15 protein-coding genes are annotated in these 17,120 nt (G+C 46.0%); 8 read left to right on the top strand and 7 right to left on the bottom strand.

All coding sequences use genetic code 11. The features are described 5' to 3' along the window. Positions 1-26: 26 nt before the first annotated feature. Together gyrB and dnaN are read right to left on the bottom strand one after the other, a co-directional pair. Positions 27-2,441 (bottom strand): DNA topoisomerase (ATP-hydrolyzing) subunit B, encoded by a 2,415-nt coding sequence (gene gyrB / locus FCL47_RS11195; RefSeq protein ID WP_136813583.1) that lies wholly within the window; start codon positions 2,439-2,441, stop codon positions 27-29. A 130-nt stretch (positions 2,442-2,571) separates the two neighbouring features. After that, on the bottom strand, positions 2,572-3,702 hold the full coding sequence (gene dnaN, locus FCL47_RS11190; RefSeq protein ID WP_136813582.1) for a DNA polymerase III subunit beta: 1,131 nt from the start codon (positions 3,700-3,702) through the stop codon (positions 2,572-2,574). 360 nt (positions 3,703-4,062) lie between these two features. On the opposite strand from dnaN, the gene FCL47_RS11185 reads away from it, so the two are divergent. After that, positions 4,063-5,178 carry a serine hydrolase gene (locus tag FCL47_RS11185; protein ID WP_136813581.1) on the top strand — a complete coding sequence of 372 codons (1,116 nt, stop codon included), beginning with the start codon at positions 4,063-4,065 and terminating at the stop codon, positions 5,176-5,178. 91 nt (positions 5,179-5,269) lie between these two features. Here the strand turns inward: FCL47_RS11185 and FCL47_RS24555 are convergent, their stop codons facing one another. The 4 genes from FCL47_RS24555 to FCL47_RS11170 all read right to left on the bottom strand — a co-directional run bounded on the left by FCL47_RS24555 (position 5,270) and on the right by FCL47_RS11170 (position 6,499). After that, positions 5,270-5,443, bottom strand: coding sequence for a hypothetical protein (locus tag FCL47_RS24555; protein WP_167496464.1), 174 nt, complete (start codon positions 5,441-5,443; stop codon positions 5,270-5,272). Positions 5,444-5,462: 19 nt separating this feature from the next. Beyond that, positions 5,463-5,765 carry a hypothetical protein gene (locus tag FCL47_RS11180; protein WP_136813580.1) on the bottom strand — a complete coding sequence of 101 codons (303 nt, stop codon included), beginning with the start codon at positions 5,763-5,765 and terminating at the stop codon, positions 5,463-5,465. Positions 5,766-5,777: 12 nt separating this feature from the next. Then, a complete protein-coding gene (locus tag FCL47_RS11175; RefSeq protein WP_136813579.1) occupies positions 5,778-6,092 on the bottom strand; it encodes a peroxiredoxin in 315 nt (104 codons plus the stop codon). A gap of 149 nt (positions 6,093-6,241) precedes the next feature. After that, positions 6,242-6,499, bottom strand: coding sequence for a sulfurtransferase TusA family protein (locus FCL47_RS11170; protein ID WP_136813578.1), 258 nt, complete (start codon positions 6,497-6,499; stop codon positions 6,242-6,244). 300 nt (positions 6,500-6,799) lie between these two features. On the opposite strand from FCL47_RS11170, the gene FCL47_RS11165 reads away from it, so the two are divergent. From FCL47_RS11165 to cmk, 6 genes are all read left to right on the top strand, one after another. Beyond that, on the top strand, positions 6,800-8,044 hold the full coding sequence (locus FCL47_RS11165; RefSeq protein ID WP_136813577.1) for a YeeE/YedE thiosulfate transporter family protein: 1,245 nt from the start codon (positions 6,800-6,802) through the stop codon (positions 8,042-8,044). A gap of 698 nt (positions 8,045-8,742) precedes the next feature. Then, the gene (locus FCL47_RS11160) at positions 8,743-9,816 is read left to right on the top strand and encodes an HD domain-containing phosphohydrolase (RefSeq protein WP_240744211.1); all 1,074 of its coding nucleotides are present in this window, start codon (positions 8,743-8,745) and stop codon (positions 9,814-9,816) included. Between the two features lie 57 nt (positions 9,817-9,873). Next, complete coding sequence (gatC, locus tag FCL47_RS11155) at positions 9,874-10,158, top strand: Asp-tRNA(Asn)/Glu-tRNA(Gln) amidotransferase subunit GatC (RefSeq protein WP_136813576.1); 285 nt, start codon at positions 9,874-9,876, stop codon at positions 10,156-10,158. Between the two features lie 460 nt (positions 10,159-10,618). Beyond that, positions 10,619-12,076, top strand: coding sequence for an Asp-tRNA(Asn)/Glu-tRNA(Gln) amidotransferase subunit GatA (gatA, locus tag FCL47_RS11150; protein ID WP_136813575.1), 1,458 nt, complete (start codon positions 10,619-10,621; stop codon positions 12,074-12,076). 64 nt (positions 12,077-12,140) lie between these two features. Further along, entirely contained in the window at positions 12,141-13,253 is a 1,113-nt protein-coding gene (hisC, locus tag FCL47_RS11145) for a histidinol-phosphate transaminase (RefSeq protein ID WP_136813574.1), read from the top strand. Then, complete coding sequence (gene cmk / locus FCL47_RS11140) at positions 13,246-13,947, top strand: (d)CMP kinase (protein ID WP_136813573.1); 702 nt, start codon at positions 13,246-13,248, stop codon at positions 13,945-13,947. The genes hisC and cmk overlap by 8 nt, the downstream gene beginning before the upstream one ends. Before the next feature lie 67 nt (positions 13,948-14,014). Here cmk and FCL47_RS11135 read toward each other — a convergent pair whose 3' ends face one another. Further along, complete coding sequence (locus tag FCL47_RS11135) at positions 14,015-14,653, bottom strand: OmpA family protein (RefSeq protein WP_205747288.1); 639 nt, start codon at positions 14,651-14,653, stop codon at positions 14,015-14,017. Positions 14,654-14,918: 265 nt separating this feature from the next. On the opposite strand from FCL47_RS11135, the gene rlmKL reads away from it, so the two are divergent. Then, a complete protein-coding gene (gene rlmKL / locus FCL47_RS11130; protein WP_136813572.1) occupies positions 14,919-17,087 on the top strand; it encodes a bifunctional 23S rRNA (guanine(2069)-N(7))-methyltransferase RlmK/23S rRNA (guanine(2445)-N(2))-methyltransferase RlmL in 2,169 nt (722 codons plus the stop codon). The last annotated feature ends 33 nt before the right edge of the window (positions 17,088-17,120 follow it).

Below are 17,120 nucleotides of genomic sequence, written 5' to 3'. Positions count from 1 at the left end.
CCCGACTTTTATTCTTTCTCCCGGGATTAGATATCCAGGTCAGTAACTTCCAATGCGTGGGTTTGGATAAAATCTCTTCTTGGTTCGACTTTATCACCCATCAAGGTGGTAAAAATATCATCTGCCTGTTCAGCATCGTCTATTGTTACCTGCATGAGAGTTCTGTTTTCGGGATTCATGGTGGTATCCCATAGTTGCTCCGGGTTCATTTCACCAAGACCTTTGTAACGCTGGAGGTGACTTCCTTTAAAGGATTCATCTCTTATTATTTTCAACATCTCACTCCAGTTGGCCGCTGTAATCTCTTTTTCCTGTCTGGTTGCACCGGTAAAGATAATAGTGAAACCGGTCTGGAGATACTGCCGGATAACCGGAAAAAGGTTCAGCGCAGTCCTGTATTCGTTGATGAGTGGTATCTGTGGACCAAGTGTCACCATTATCTGAACCTGGCCACGCACGGCAATATCAAATTCATAACAGTCCGCGCGCCACCGACATGAACGGATATTGCCGATAACGAGTTTTTCTTCAGGAAGCTTTTCTTTCAGGTCTCTGACAAAGGACTCATCTTTAAACTGATCGGCAGATTTTATGTTATTTTCGAGGAGAAAATAGAGCAATTCCTCCCAGATATTCATTCTATGCATAAACAGCATAATCCGCTGGTAAACCGAGAGCTTTTCCAACAACTCGACAAACAAGGAACCCTCAACGGTCATCTTTTCCGGGCCGGAGAGTTCAATCTTAAAATTTTCACTGGCCTGGGTGAAAAGATGGCTGTTAAGCTTATTTTCATCGAGAAAATATTGTTCTTTTTTGCCTTTTCCCAGACGGTACAGGGGAGGCTGGCCTATATAAACGAAACCACCTTCGACCAGAGGCGCCATCTGCCGGTACAGAAAGGTAAGCAGCAGGGTACGGATGTGCGCTCCATCCACATCGGCATCGGTCATGATGATAATTTTATGATAACGGAGCTTTTCGAGAGCAAACTCATCCTTGCCAATACCGCAGCCAAGTGCACCGATAAGATGTTTTATTTCTTCGCTCCCGAGAATCCGATCAAACCTGGCTTTCTCAACGTTGAGGATTTTTCCCCGAAGCGGTAAAATAGCCTGGTTAGACCTGTCTCTGCCCTGTTTAGCAGAACCTCCGGCAGAATCACCCTCGACGATGAATATTTCTCGCTTTGCCGGATCTTTTTCCTGACACTCAGCAAGCTTTCCGGCCATCATCATACTGGTTGAGCCTTTTTTGCGCGACAGATCCCTGGCTCTTTTGGCAGCTTCTCTCGCCCGCGCCGCATCGACAACCTTGGATAGAATTTTTTTGGCCACCCCAGGATTTTGTTCCAGAAAGAGCGTTAATTTCTCGGTACAGACCGATTCAACAATAGACTTTACTTCACTGTTGCCAAGTTTCGTTTTGGTCTGACCCTCAAATTGCGGGTTAGGTACACGAACGGAAATAATACAGGTAAGACCTTCCCGCACGTCGTCGCCACCCATTTTTTCCCGCATATTCTTCGGGATCATATCATCGTTGGCATACTTATTGATACATCGGGTCAGCGCTGCTCTAAAGCCGGCAACATGACTGCCGCCTTCACGGGTATTAATGTTATTTACAAAGCTATAGAGTCTTTCGGAGTATCCATCATAGTGTTGCAGAGATATCTCCACCTCCACGTTATCCTTGGCAGCGGAGATAAAGATTGGCGGATCAAAGACCGGTGTTCTTTTACGGTTAAGGTATTCCACATAAGACACAATACCACCGGAAGCATGGAATTTATCTTCTTCACCGCTTCGTTCGTCTTTCAGATAGATGCGCAGTCCTTTATTTAAAAAACTCAGCTCACGCAACCTGCTTTTTACCGTTTCATAGTTATAAACGGTTGTTTCGGTGAATATCTCCGGGTCAGCCGTAAAGGTGATTTTCGTGCCGGTTTTTTCACTTTCGCCTATTACCAGCAACTCGCCGGTCCTATCGCCGTATTTATATGATTGCTGGTAAATTTTTCCATTGCGACGGATTTCCGCAACCGTTTCAATGGACAGGGCGTTGACTACCGACACACCAACTCCATGAAGGCCACCGGAAACCTTATAGCTCGAATGGTCAAACTTACCGCCGGCGTGCAGAGTAGTCATGACCAGTTCAAGAGCAGTCATATTTTCGGTTGGGTGTTTATCCACGGGAATCCCCCGGCCATCATCTTCGACGGAAACGGAATTATCCTCATGAATAGTTACCCTTATTCGACTGCAATAGCCGGCCAAAGCTTCATCTATACTATTGTCGACAATCTCCCAGATAAGATGGTGGAGCCCTTCTTCGCCGGTATTGCCGATATACATGGATGGTCTTTTGCGCACTGCCTCAAGACCATCCAGAACCTGTATCTGCTGTGCATCGTAGTTATTCGTTAAATCTGTCACACTTGTTCCTTTTATATGATGGTTTCGTAAAAATTTTTCTTCTCGTATATAAATCTTTTTACTCAGCCATGTTCTATTTCAGGGTTTTACGAGTTTAATCTTTATGAAAAACGCAATATATGAGTGGATATCATAACTGCATCGGCATGATTATACTGATAAAGCCTTTGTCTTCCTCTGACTTCATAAGACAGGGACTGCTGTTTGAGTTTATGTATGCCTCGACTGTCTCGCATTCCATAACCTGCAGGGTCTCGATAAAATATCGGCAGTTAAAACCAAGGGTAAGCGGTTCCCCACTGTACACTATATTTTGTTCATCCTTGGCATTGCCGAGATCAGCATTTTGCGATGACAGGATCATCTTGTTCTGCTCTATTTTGAGCTGAATGGTATGAAAAATGTCTTCCGTGAAAAGATTTATCCTTTTGAGGGAATCCAGAAAAGGAATTCGGTTTATTTTCAAACAATTAGTTAATTGAATAGCTTCAACAATGGCAGAATACTGGGGAAATTCACCATTTTTCAGACGAATTATCATCACCGCTCGATCATCCCGAAGCACCACCTGTTTTGGTTCAAAGGAAACTTCAATGGTATCCCTTCCTTCACAGAATTTTTTCCACTCCTGAATCCCTTTTTTCGGAATAAGGGTAACCTCATTGAGTTGGAGCTGATCCAGGTCTGCAGCCACATCTTTTCTCATAATGGAAAGTCTGTGTCCATCAGATGAGACCATTCTCAGATAGTAGGTTTCGTCGATTTTTTCTTTTTCAAAGAGAACGGAGGTCAGGGAGTAGATGTTTTCCTGTTCGTTGGCGATGGAATAGATAACTTTTTCTATAAGCTCTAAAAAAATGTAACTTTCGAAGGGTATAAATGTATCTTCTTCATAATCAGGAAATTCAGGAAATTCATCGTTGGGCATACCCGCCAGATTATAGGTACTCAATCCGGCTTTAATGACGACCCAGCTGTTTTCAGTCTCTTCGATACTGATAGTGTCAGAACCGGATTCTCTTACTATTTCGAAAATTTTCTTTGAAGGCAGCGTCAAGGAACCTTCGTCATGGATTTCTGCCGGCACAAAAAGCCGCAAACCAACTTCCAGATCTGTACCAGTCAGGCTGAGGCCGCCATTGACGGTGTTTATAAGAACGTTGGATAGAATAGCTAACGTTCCTTTTTTATTGGTTATATTTTGCAGGCTATTCAGACCTTCGAGCAGATCGTTTTTACTTACTGTACAATTGAGTGACATTAAGGAACTCCTTTTGGCATATCCTTAGTATATTTATATCTTTTATTACTATTAAGACGACTGATATGTTGATATGGTGTGTAATAGGCTAAAATTTAAGGAAATTATTTAAACAACGAACCTATTGTTATCTTTTTCATTATGTTGATAAAAAGTTATCAACACTATTGTAAACAGCTTTTCCATAAACTATGAACAATAGGCTGTTTAATGTCTGTTGAAAACGTTGTTGAAAGAGATAAAACTGTCTTTATGAGAAGATCGAATTTTAACGAAATATTAAAGATTTGATAGCCCAGCCGACGGTTCATAATCTAGTAAAAATAGCTAAAAAATTCAATAGAATAATATAATTGAGCAATGGAAAAAAGAACAGCTGATATTTGTCATGAAAAAATTGATAAGCTTCTCGATGATAACTTGAAAAAGCAAGTTTTTTCGGCATGTTCCGTCGGATACTTCAGAGTAAGGGCAGGGGTGAAGGAAGGCAATATTTGCTACTATGGATGTACGGACAAGGGGGAAAGTGTCTGTCCGGTTGATGAACGGACCGTATTTGATCTTGCTTCCCTTACCAAACCTCTCGTTACCTCCCTCAGTATGCTCGCTCTTTTAGAAGAAAATAAAATTAACACTGAGCAAAATATTACTGACTTTTTTAGAGTTCGTATGCCAGATAAAGCAGAAATTACCCTTTTTCATCTCTTGACACATTCCTCCGGCTTACCGGCACATCGTCCTTATTATGAAAAGTTGTTGTCCATTCCTTTGGAAAAAAGGATGGATCGCATGATAGAATGGATTCTTGGTGAAAATCTTTTATGTAAACCGGGCAGTGAAATTATTTACAGCGATCTTGGTTTTATGCTTCTCGGCAGAATAATTGAAAAAGTCTCCGGACATCCTCTAGATGAATATTGGCAGCACAAGATTGCCAAACCCTTATACCTCGAAAACGACGTTTTTTTCGTCAACAGACAACAAAAAGACTCTCGAATATACGCGGCCACAGGGGAGTGTAGTTGGTCAAAAACGAGGCTGTATGGACAGGTTAACGATGATAATTGTCGAGCCTTGGGAGGAGTGGCCGGTCATGCCGGGCTTTTTGGAACGGCAAAAGGAGTTCTCGCAATGTGCGAAAATATACTTTTGCAATATCGAGGCAGACTGCATCATCCGTCTTACAGCTCGCAAACCCTCAGAAACGCATTAGATTTGAAAAAGGGGAACTGGAGGTTTGGTTTTGATACTCCATCGACGGCTTTGTCCAGCAGCGGCAATTATTTCTCCGAGCTGAGTATTGGTCATCTTGGTTTTACCGGAACCTCTTTCTGGATTGATCTTGAAAGAGAAATAGCGATAGTTGTACTTACCAACCGGGTTCTCAGTGGAGAAGATCTCAGTCCTATTAAAAAATTCAGACCGATGCTCCATGACGCTGTTATGGAAACTTTGCTGCAGGTGAAAGGAGAATAAACTGGGGTTCTCAAGAAATAATAATCTTGCAGAAAGCACAAGATTATTATTTCTGAGTCACTCAAAAGTTCAGTAACAGTGTTACTGGCAATTACCACCAGCAGATGGTCTGGTCAGCTGCAAAAATTTTATCGACCAGTGCATCGTAATCCGGATTTTCGGTATTAAGATTAAAGGTATCGGACTCTCTGTCGCGAGTAACAATTTCCACCAGTTTTTTGACGGTGGCATCCGGTTCGGATCTATATACATTTAATATTTTCATAGGGATACTCCTGGCAAGGTTATTTTATACCGTACGGGACGATATGCGTCATGTCGCGAAGTTTTTCACCGAGTTCTTCGATGGTAATAGGCTCTAAACCATTTATCTCGACATTGGCTGGAACTGTGGAATAAACTTCTCCTTCCATGTCACGCAGCATCTCAATGCTTTCCTGATTGAGTTCATCAAGTTTTGGTATTTCTACATCCATAACAACGCCATAGGCATACATATTCTCAACAGCAAGGCCAAGAGCTGATCGAATTCCATCAACGGCATAATCCTTGTGACGGTACATCAAACACACTTTTTTATATTCCATACCAATATCTCCTTACAGACTAAGATAACAGTCATAATCTTCGATCATAATACCATGCTGCGCCTGTGTCGCCATTTTCTTGGGGGTCAGACCGGCAGGAACATCATCAACATTAAAACCCTGTTTTACATAGCTGTCAACGCAGATGGAAACATCGTCAGCTAACTCACAAAGCCCCTTGAAAGCAGGATCTTTGGACAGGGCAGTTGCCTTCCAGGTGAAAAACACTTTAACTTTCGAACCTTTTGCCTTGGCCGCCTTGGTAACACCTATGGCATGTTGCAGGCTGTCAGGTGAAGTTACGAATATACCTAAACTTTTCGCCATGTTAACTTCCTCCAGAAAATAATGGTGGCTATATTTTATATTTGGGTTGTTGAAAAAAGAATGTAGATACAAACGAGTCAGAATAATTGTTTGTATCTACATTGGATTATTTTTCTTATTGAGTTCCGGATGTGGAACGGTGAAAGAAATTAACCTTTTTTAATGAAAAAACTGATGAAACCGGATCCTTCCTTTTCACCAAGATATTCATGACCGGAACGCTCACACCAGCCGGGAATATCGTTTCTGGAACCTGGATCGGTACCGTCAACCTGAAGAATTTCACCGGAAGCAAGCTTTCCTATCTCTTTTTTCGTGCGAAGAAGAGGCATAGGGCAACTTAAACCTTTTGCATCGAGGATACTTTTGGGTTGAATATCAGCAGGGGCAGCTTTCTGATCACTCATTTTTTTCTCCTGAAATTGAATTAAAAATTTATGGGCATATAACTACAATATATGCCTCTATTCTATTTACCAAGCATTAATTGCAAAACTGACCTATACCGTAGCAGCGCATTTCTGTCAAGAAATGAAAAGCCCGCGTTCGTAACTATTTAGAAAGATACAATAAAACCAAATGGCTACATTGTGGTTGTTGTTGGCGTCTCAGTAGTTGGTCTTGACAAAAAAACAAGGGCTGTGTAAAAAATTCACGTATCATAAGAGGATACGTGTATATTTTTATTCAACCTGGAGATACGAGTCATGAGTGAAGAGTCAGTTTTTAAAAATAAAGTAAAGGATCTCTATACCTTGCTATGCGCAAAAGAATGGAATCCTTATGTAACCGGCGTCATTGTCGCTTTTTTCTCAGTTCTGATGATGGCCTGGTGGAGACCCTGGGGCGCGGTGGGAGCCATTCGGAATTGGGGCGATTGGATCATGTATGGTACGGCACAACTGCTTGGTACCGAGGCTGGCGTCTTTCAGTATTTCGATGAAGCACCTCGATCCATCTTTGTCGATTCCGGTTCGGTGATTGGCATCGGTTTTGTTGTGGGAGCATTTATCTCTGCCTGTCTTGGCAAAGACTTTGCTTTGAGGATACCGCCCTATCGAGAAATGGTTAAAGCGGTCATTGCCGGTATTCTCATGGGAATAGGCGCCACCCTGGCTGGAGGTTGTAACGTCGGTGGATTCTACAATGCTATCGGCAATCTCGCCGCTAATGGCTTTACCATGATGTTCGGCCTCGTCTTTGGTGTCATTCTCGGTCTAAAACTTCTGTACCTGGAAATGGAACATATAACCTGGGGTGACGGCGGATCGAAAACTTTTACCTTTCCTCCAGCCATCATTTACGGGCTTGGAATTATAGGAATTATAGGAATTGTCTGGGCATCATATTTCTATGCCGACAATGAAGACAGTGACTACATTGCGTCTCTCAGCGGTGTCATTGTCATTGCTGCCTGCCTTGGTTATACCATGCAGCGGGGACGCTGGTGTATGGTTCAGGGTTTTCGTGAACCGCATATGACCGGTGACTGTACCCTTGCAAAATCTGTCATGCTGTCCATTTTTATTGTGGCCATCGGTGCCGCTGTGTTGAAATATGCTGTCCCGGTTCGGGCAGAAGGGGAGGCCGTACTGGCCGCCGCGAACTATGTACGGGGAACTTTTGGCTGGGGTGGGGTCGTTGGCGGCTTTATCTTCGGCCTTGGGGCAATGTTTGCCGGTGGCTGCGGATCCGGAACCCTTTGGCGGGTAGGGGAAGGGCAGGTCAAGCTGATGATGGTCGTACCCTTTTTCTCTATCAGCTCCTCTATAATGACGGCCTGGTTCAGAGATCAGGAATTTGAGGCCGACGGGGTTCTTGGTTCGTATGTATATTTGCCCGATACACTTGGCTACGGACCTACGCTTCTTATTATAGGCATTGTCATGATTGTCTGGTACCTGGTTGTTACCTGGAATGAAGATACCAATAAACTGATAGTACCTATGTGATTGAATTCTTTTCAACAGCTAAAAACGCAATTTCATTGTTATGGAATTGCGTTTTTCTTTTTAGTGACTTAGAAATAAAATTCTTGTGTTTTTTTACAAGAATTTTATTTCGTGAAGGAACTTATACCCGTCAAGCGAGTACAGAAAAGAGCACCCGTCAAGCGAGTATTAAACAAAGTCCCGCGAATCTGTTGGGCGGGATTAGTGATTTACATTTTTTAGAAATAAAATTATGTGATTACGACTAAACCTCAGCTATAGAGGGATATGAGATGCCCTTTGCACGGGACGCCATAAACCCATCCCTGGGGGCTTGACCGCAGCCATCCAGGCTGCAGAACACCCGTGCAAAGGGCACCTCATATCCCTCTGGACACTTTCTAAGCTGAACTTTAGTCGTAATCACATAAATTTATCATGTTTCTACAAGAAATTTATTTCGCGAAGGAAATTCTCCCCCTCAAGAGGCACTACAACGAATCCGGCAAAACTTTGTGCCGGGATGATATCATATTTATATCCTGATATATTTAAGATAATGATTGCATATCATGACACCCGTCTCTACATATATTCTTATTTTTTCCGACAAGACGTGATGAAACAGTGAAGCAGTAATGAACGAATTTGCAAAAAGCCGCTGAAAAATGTAGATTCGGAAATCACTCGGTTTTTCAGGAGAAGTGGAGATATCTTTTTTGGACAAAAGATCGAAAAAAATACTCATCGGAGACGATGACAGCATGGTGCGCACGACGGTATCGAATATACTCGAACTGTTTGGCTATCTTGTTGATACTGCATCCAGTGGTCAAGAGATTCTTGATCAGGTCGACGACAGCTATGATGTTATCATCCTCGACATCAATATGCCTGGCCTGGATGGCTTTGCCACCATGCAGAAGCTTAATGATCGTAATTTTGAAATACCGGTGCTCTTTCTCACCGGTGCCGGTTCAATGGATTATGCGGTAAAGGCAATAAATCTCGGGGTTTATGATTTTCTTACCAAACCCATTGAAGATCTTGATATTTTTAATGTTAAAATTCGCCGGGCTATTGAAAAGAGGGTGTATGTCCTTCAGGAACGACAATACAAGGCGTCTCTTGAGGATGATATTTTAACCAAGGCCATTGAGCTTGAAGAAAAGAATAAACTGTTGCTTTCCTACAGCAACAGCCTGGAAAATGCCACTGTCCAATTGATGACCAGTCTGCAGAATGCCATGGAGGAAAAGGATTTTTATACTGCCGGTCATACCATGCGGGTAACGGAATATGCACTGATGCTCGGTACAGCCATGAAGCTGCCTGAAAGTGAGATCCTTGTTCTCAGGAGAGCCGCTCAGTTTCATGATATAGGAAAACTGGTCATAGATCTTTCCTGCATTCAAAAACCTGGAAAATTGACTGAGGAAGAGTGGGTGTTAATTCGCAAGCATCCCAGTGTCGGGGCGAATATTATTCAGCCGCTCGGTTTTATGGAGAGGGAACGATTTATAATCAGACACCACCATGAGAGAATGGATGGCAATGGATATCCTGATGGGCTGGTCGGCGATCAGCTGGACGATTTGACCAAGATACTTATTGTCGTAGATAGCTATGACGCCATGACTTCCAGGAGAAACTACCGAAAAAACATGACGATGCAAGAGGCGGTAGCGGAGTTGCACAGGTGCAGTGCAACGCAGTTTGACTCGCGTATTGTCAAACATTTTGCTGAAGCCATCACTGAGTATGCCCAGAAAAAGGACAGGTTTAATCAGTAAGACCTGGAAAATATCTATTCAAAAAATAAATAATAAAAATTCAAGAAGTCAGGTTCAATGAAAATAAATCGAAACGAAGTTGAGCATGTCGCCCATCTTGCAAGACTTACACTGAGCGACGCAGAGCTGGAGAAGATGACCGGACAACTCGACGAGATATTGTCCTATGTGGCCAAACTGGATGAGCTGGATACCAGCCAGGTTACCCCCACCTCCCATGTTTTTTCGGTCAGTAATGCATTTCGTGAGGATGTGGAAAAAGAATCGCTGTCCCAGGTTGAGGCACTAAAAAATGGTCCGCAGCACGATGATCAAATGTTCCAGGTCCCTAAAATAATTTAGCGACTTAGAAATAATAATCTTGTGCTTTTTACAAGATTATTATTTCGTGAAGGAGCTTATCCCGTCAAGCGAGTACTGAAAAGAGCCCCGCAAATCTTTTAGGCGGGGTTAGTGGCTGATTTGCCAGTTCTCTTGTGCTTTTTACAAGATTATTATTTCGTGAAGGAGCTTACACCCGTCAAGCGAGTACTGAAAAGAGCCCCGCAAATCTTTTAGGCGGGGTTAGTGGCTGATTTGCCAGTTCTCTTGTGCTTTTTACAAGATTATTATTTCGTGAAGGAGCTTATACCCGTCAAGCGAGTACTGAAAAGAGCCCCGCAAAAAATTTTTACCGGAGCGAGAGTCTTACTCCTTGAAAGCCGGTATTTAAAATAATTCTGACTTACATCCGTATAACCGGGTTGAACTGTATTCCCATTTCAGGTTGGACAGGCATGACTGTCCTTTTTTTGAGGTTGCGATGAAGCCGTATGAACTGACTATTACCCAGGCACTTGCCAAGATGAAGCAGGGCGACCTTTCCGCGGTTGAACTCACCGAAAGCTGTCTTGAGCGAATAGATGCTGTTGAAAAAGAAGTGACCGCTTTTATTACCATTGATCGGGATGGCGCCCTGTTACAGGCGGAAAATGCCGACCGGCAGAGAAAAGCCGGACGGGCAGGCACGTTGTGCGGTGTTCCTCTTTCGGTGAAAGATCTGCTCTGTACGGCGGGGTTACGGACTACCTGCGGATCAAAGATGCTTGCCAATTTTATTCCGCCATATGATGCAACAGTGGTTGAGAAATTAAAGAGTGCAGGGGCGGTAATTATCGGCAAGACGACGATGGACGAATTTGCCATGGGATCTACGTCGGAGAGCTGTGCCTTCGGCGTCCCTGAAAACCCCTGGAAGAAAGGCTATGTTGCCGGAGGATCCTCCGGGGGGTCGGCGGTTTCGGTCGCGGCCCTTGAGTGCCTTGGCTCTCTGGGGTCCGACACCGGCGGGTCGATCCGGCAACCGGCTTCGCTCTGCGGCATAGTCGGGATGAAACCGACCTATGGCAGGGTGTCCCGTTATGGGTTGACGGCTTTTGCCTCATCTCTTGACCAAGTGGGCCCCTTATGCAGGACTGTTGAGGATTGTGCCCGGTTGATGGATGTTATAAGCGGCTATGATCAGATGGATTCCACCTCGGTACAAAGAGACGTCCCACCTTATTTGTCGTCTCTTGCCGATGGTCTGGAAGGGTTAACTGTTGGTGTTCCAAGGGAATATTTTACCGAAGGCCTCGATGGTGAGGTGAAAAGGATTATTGACGACAGCATCGAGGTTCTGAAAAAGAAAGGGGCTGCCATTGTTGACGTTTCGCTGCCACACACGCAATACTGCGTGGCGGTGTATTACCTGATTGCACCTTCGGAGGCGAGTTCCAACCTGGCCCGCTACGATGGGGTTCTCTACGGATACAGGGATATGGAGGCTGACACGCTTGTTGATATGTACAAACAGACGAGGTCGAAAGGTTTTGGTGCCGAGGTAAAACGGCGTATACTGATCGGCACCTATGCCCTGTCTTCCGGATATTATGATGCCTATTATAAAAAGGCCTCGCAGGTGCGGACTCTTATTCTCGATGATTTTAAAAAGGCTTTCGAGGTCTGCGATGTGCTTATCTCGCCGGTGACGCCGACGCCTGCCTGGAAAAAGGGGGAGAATACCGAGGATCCTCTGGCCATATATATGTCCGATATATTAACACTCTCTGCTAATCTGGCGGGTATTCCCGGGATGTCTGTCCCCGGTGGTTTCACCGCTGATGGTTTGCCGGTCGGCGTACAGCTTCAAGGGGGTCATTTTCAGGAGGAAACATTGCTGAAAACCGCTTTCAATCTCGAGCAGGGCCTTGCGCTTGAGCACAGAAAACCGGCCCTTTAATGGGCAGAAGATACCGGGGTATGAGACAACCTGTTGTTTAACACTTTCGTTTTATGGTGAGACTTTGAAAATTAAAATTCCGGCTGCTATCGCAGCAATAACGCCCTATCCTCCAGGAAAACCGCTCGATGAACTGGAACGCGAGTATGGGATTAAGAATTCCATTAAACTCGCCTCAAATGAGAATGGCTGGGGCCCCTCACCAAAAGCGATAAGCGCCCTTCGCAACGAACTGTTGAACCTGCATCGCTATCCGGATGGTTCGTGCTTTTATCTCGTTCAGGCCCTCGCGGAAAAGCTGGGGCTTGCCGCCAACGAGATTGTCGTTGGCAACGGATCGAACGAGGTTATCGAATTTCTGGTCAAGGCCTTTGTCCAGGAAGGTGATGAGGTTATTACCAGTCATCCCTCCTTTCTCATGTACCAGAAAATTGTTCAGGTCAGAGGCGGGGTGAATCATATCCTGGCGCTGAAAAATATGCGTCATGATCTCAAGGCTATTCAAAAAAAAATCACCGAAAAAACACGACTTATTTTCCTGGATAATCCGAACAACCCGACCGGAACGGCAATCCCTCCCGTAGAGCTGTATCGGTTTTTAAGCGAGATACCGGAGTCGGTCATCGTTGTCCTGGATGAAGCCTACGTCGATTTCATGGACAATAAACTTCAGGTTGATTTCTATTCTCTGATCAGAAACAATGCCGGCCGATGTCCTGTCGTTTTTTTAAGAACTTTTTCCAAGGCGTATGGGCTGGCTGGTCTGCGTGTTGGCTATGGACTTATGCCGCGGGAAATCGCCGAATGCCTGCATAAAGTCCGGCAGCCTTTTAATATCAACCAGATGGCCCAGGTTGGGGCTCTGGTTGCTCTTGACGATGAAAAATATTACCGGAGCACTCTGCAGCGTACCGCCGAAGGGTTAGCTTTTTTGAGCAAAGAGGTCGACAGGCTCGGTTGCCGAAGTTACCCTTCAGAGACTAACTTTTTTCTGATCGATGTACAGGGGAATGCGGATAAACTGTATCAGGCCATGCTCTACAAAGGGGTGATTGTGCGCTCCATGAGTGCCTATGGTTTTACCGATTTTATCCGGGTGACTGTCGGGACCGAAGAGGAAAACAACCGATTTCTAAGCAGTCTGGCCGATTGCCTGAAAGAACTCGGCTATGTCTGAGAACAAGAGCGGGGAAAAACAAAACATCATCACCATTGATGGCCCCTCCGGCGTTGGCAAGTCTTCGGTAAGCAGAAAGATTGCCGCCGCAACAGGATTTACCTATCTTGATACCGGGGCCATGTACCGGGGAGTAGGGTGGCACTTTCTGCACCATAAAGTTTCTCTCGATGATGTCGCAATGATGGCCGCAAAACTTGCCGAACTTGAGCTGGAGCTGCTTCCGGCGCCTGATGAATCAAGTGATGTGGGAGTACTGGTAAACGGCGAAAATGTCAGTGCGGCGATCAGGACCCCTGAGATGGCCATGGTTGCCTCCAGGGTTTCGGCAATACCGGTCGTTCGGGAAATATTGACCAGCATCCAGCGAAATTACGGCGAGAAGGGAAAAATTGTCGCTGAAGGCAGAGATACCGGCACCATCGTTTTCCCGAGGGCGGCTTATAAATTTTTCCTGGATGCGGAACCGGAAGAGAGGGCAAGAAGACGAGTGCTGCAGTTGCAGGCAACGGGGGTGGTTGCCGATTTTAACCAGATCCTGTCGATGACGCTTGAACGCGATAAAAATGACAGCGAGCGGGCGATTGCCCCATTAAGCAAGGCTCTGGATGCGCACTGTATCGACACTACCGGGATAACGATCCAACAAGTGGTCGAAAAGATACTGCAGATTATTGCTGATACAGGCAGGTGAGGTGGCAGGGCGCGAGCCATTTCCTGGGGGGAATGGCTCGCGCACCTGGTCTCTTGCACTCTTTTGACTACTGGGCGATAAAATCAGCCCTTCTGTTCATGCTGTAGGCGTCCTCGTCATGACCCATAAAAAGGGGTCTTTCCTCACCATAGGACAATGTCCGGATATTGTCACCCGGAATACCGAGATTAATCATATACTGTCGGGTGTTGATAGCTCTTCTCTCACCTAAGGCAAGGTTGTATTCGTTGGTACCCCTCTCATCCGTATTGCCCTCGATGGTCACCATGGTCCCAGGAATCGACTTCAGATATTCGGCGTTGGCGGCAAGCACTTCCGTCATGTTGGGGCGAACGCCGGCCTGGTCGAAATCAAAGTAGATGGGGGAGAGGTTGGCGGAACATCTTCCGTGCAGTCTCTTATATTCATCTGACTGCTGGTCCGCATCAGACATCATGCTGGTCCCGCTGCCGGCCTGGCCGGAACCTTTTTGATCGTCGAGCGTGCCTTCTGTTGGCAGACTGTCTTCTGAGTAGCCGCCACTCGCTTTAGGGTAATTAATATCCGTTCCTCCAGACATATCGGATCCTGCTCCATCGGGCGGCATAACCGTTTTTTTGCTGCAACCGGCACCAAAAAGAAGAAATGATCCCACAAGAGCTGAAAGAGCGGTAAGAGCAAGAGTTCTACTGAGCCTTTTCTTCATAGACTACCTCTAATGTGAAAAATATTTTCAGACCTATAAATTGTATAATTATCTTAAGATAACGTAAAAATCTAACTTTAGATGTATTCACTTTAGTCGTATTGCAAAAGAGGTCAAGAACAAATTGTCAGGACATTGCACTTCATTAGCTGTTGCCTCGCCAAGGCGATAATGGTAATCGGTGCAAGAGGGCAGATGCGTGCGTACAAACACAAATAAAAAGGCACCCCGAAACCTTGCGGGGCGTCGGGAAACACAGGAGAAGATGAAAGAGTATACATTGATTGCCGGCTGCGCCAGCGGACTGGAAGGGTTAGTGGGAGAAGAGGTCGCCTTGTTCGGCGGGCTGGAGGTGAGTCCTTCAAGCGGGGTGGTAACCTGGAGAGGCTCCCTGGAAACAGGGTATCGCTGCTGTTTATGGTCGCGCTTCGCCTCCCGGGTCTATCTGCAGCTGGCACAGTTTCCTATCGTTGATGAAGAGACCGTGTACCAGCGTTGTCTGGAGATTGACTGGCAGGATCATCTCACCGAAGAGACACGTTTTGCGGTAAGCTGCACCTTGGCTGGAAAATCGCCGATTACCCATAGCCGTTATGCTGCCCTCAAGGTAAAAGATGGTCTGGTCGACTCCATCCGAAACCGGACCGGCAAACGACCATCGGTACAAACCACTCGACCGGAGGTGCAGATTCATCTGCATGTGGATGAAACCACGGCTTCTCTTTCTCTTGATCTTTCCGGCGAAAGCCTGCACCGAAGGGGGTATCGCGGGTCGGCTGTGAAGGCTCCGCTCAAGGAGACGCTGGGGGCGGCGATTGTTGCCCTGAGCGGCTGGCCTGCCGATCCCGGGCCTTTAATTGATCCGATGTGCGGTACCGGCACGCTGCTGATTGAAGCGGCGCTGATGTTTGGCGATTCGGCTCCTGGCTTATCGCGCAGCTATTTTGGCTTTTTGGGCTGGCTGGGTCACGACGCGGAACTCTGGGACAGCCTGGTGGCTGAAGCCCTGGAGCGGGAAGACAAGGGCCTGGACAAAAACTGGCCGCTGCTTCTCGGCTATGATGCTGATCCGGTGGCGGTCAGTGCTGCTCGGAAAAACATCGAAAAAGCTGGTCTCGAGGAGCATATACAGATAAAACAGGCGGAACTGGCCACTCTTCGTTCTCCGGCCAAGGCAGGCATGCTGCTGTCAAATCTGCCGTACGGCGAAAGGCTCTCCGAGACGGAACAGGTGAGCCGGCTGTATCGAGCCTTTGGACGGATTGTCAAACAGCGCTTTCCCGGGTGGAAAACCGGGGTGTTCATCTCCAACCCGAACCTGACCGACAGTTTTACCCTGGGGTGGGAGAATAAATATAAATTATTCAATGGTTCCATACCCTGCCGGTTGCTGATAGGCACGGTGAGCGGGCAGGAGAGCGACTTTGTCTGGTCGCCGGTGGAGCCGGGCGGTGAAGAAGACGACAATGAGTTTGCCAACAGGCTGCGTAAAAATCTTAAAAAATTTCTTAAATGGGCCGCGCGGGAAAATATAACCTGTTTCAGGGTGTATGACCGGGATCTGCCGGATTATAATCTCAGCATCGATCTCTTTGGCAAATGGGTGCATATCCACGAATATGCACCACCAAAAACGATAGATCCGCAGCTTGCCGCCTCGAGAATGACAACGGCTTTAAAGAGTGTCAGGGATATCCTTGGCGTTCGTTCAAATAGAATTTTTGTCAAATCCCGGGAGCGCCAGAAAGGCCGACAACAATACCAGAAAAAGGGCGAGAGCGGCAAAATGGTGGAGGTAAGAGAGGGCGAGTGCTCTTTTCTGGTAAATTTCACCGATTATCTCGATCCGGGATTGTTCCTCGATCATCGACCGATCCGGCAAAAAATATACCGTGAGGCGAAAGGAAAAAGGTTTCTCAACCTCTATGGTTATACCGGGACGGCGACGGTTCATGCGGCGATGGGCGGCGCGGCGAGTACGACAACCGTAGATCTTTCGGCGACGTATCTGCACTGGGCCCAGATGAATCTTGCCTTAAACGGATTGACGGAGCTGAAGAACAAGGTTGAAAAAGCCGACTGTCTGCAGTGGCTTGAGGAGTCGACCGGAACCTATGATCTGATTTTTATCGATCCGCCGACTTTTTCCAACACCAAAAAAGATAAGCGGATTTTTGATGTGCAAAAGGATCATGCGCGCTTGATCGAGCGCGCGATGGCGCATCTGGACAAAGACGGCCTGCTCATCTTTTCTACGAATTTTCGACGCTTTATACTTGAAGAGAGACTGCTTTCGCTCTATGAAATAAAGGATATTTCCCAGGATTCGGTGCCTTTTGATTTTTCCAGGAATGAAAAAATCCATCGATGCTGGGAAATCAGAAAAAAAGTCCAAACGGCGCAGGGAAAAAAATGGCCGGAAGCAGGTCTATGACAAGCGAGGTGCTGGCGAGCAGCAACAGAATCG

The organism is Desulfopila sp. IMCC35006 (assembly GCF_005116645.1).
Taxonomy (GTDB): domain Bacteria; phylum Desulfobacterota; class Desulfobulbia; order Desulfobulbales; family Desulfocapsaceae; genus Desulforhopalus_A.
The sequence above is the reverse complement of the archived record's forward strand: the minus strand, read 5'-3'. Positions and strand labels throughout refer to the sequence as shown.

Bases quoted from the DNA above. Each gene is read 5' to 3' on its own strand.
- dnaN (WP_136813582.1), bottom strand. From the start codon at position 3,702: ATGTCACTCAATTGTACAGTAAGTAAAAACGATCTGCTCGAAGGTCTG.
- FCL47_RS11185 (WP_136813581.1), top strand. From the start codon at position 4,063: ATGGAAAAAAGAACAGCTGATATTTGTCATGAAAAAATTGATAAGCTT.
- FCL47_RS24555 (WP_167496464.1), bottom strand. From the start codon at position 5,443: ATGAAAATATTAAATGTATATAGATCCGAACCGGATGCCACCGTCAAA.
- FCL47_RS11180 (WP_136813580.1), bottom strand. From the start codon at position 5,765: ATGGAATATAAAAAAGTGTGTTTGATGTACCGTCACAAGGATTATGCC.
- FCL47_RS11175 (WP_136813579.1), bottom strand. From the start codon at position 6,092: ATGGCGAAAAGTTTAGGTATATTCGTAACTTCACCTGACAGCCTGCAA.
- FCL47_RS11170 (WP_136813578.1), bottom strand. From the start codon at position 6,499: ATGAGTGATCAGAAAGCTGCCCCTGCTGATATTCAACCCAAAAGTATC.
- FCL47_RS11165 (WP_136813577.1), top strand. From the start codon at position 6,800: ATGAGTGAAGAGTCAGTTTTTAAAAATAAAGTAAAGGATCTCTATACC.
- gatC (WP_136813576.1), top strand. From the start codon at position 9,874: ATGAAAATAAATCGAAACGAAGTTGAGCATGTCGCCCATCTTGCAAGA.
- gatA (WP_136813575.1), top strand. From the start codon at position 10,619: ATGAAGCCGTATGAACTGACTATTACCCAGGCACTTGCCAAGATGAAG.
- cmk (WP_136813573.1), top strand. From the start codon at position 13,246: ATGTCTGAGAACAAGAGCGGGGAAAAACAAAACATCATCACCATTGAT.
- FCL47_RS11135 (WP_205747288.1), bottom strand. From the start codon at position 14,653: ATGAAGAAAAGGCTCAGTAGAACTCTTGCTCTTACCGCTCTTTCAGCT.
- rlmKL (WP_136813572.1), top strand. From the start codon at position 14,919: ATGAAAGAGTATACATTGATTGCCGGCTGCGCCAGCGGACTGGAAGGG.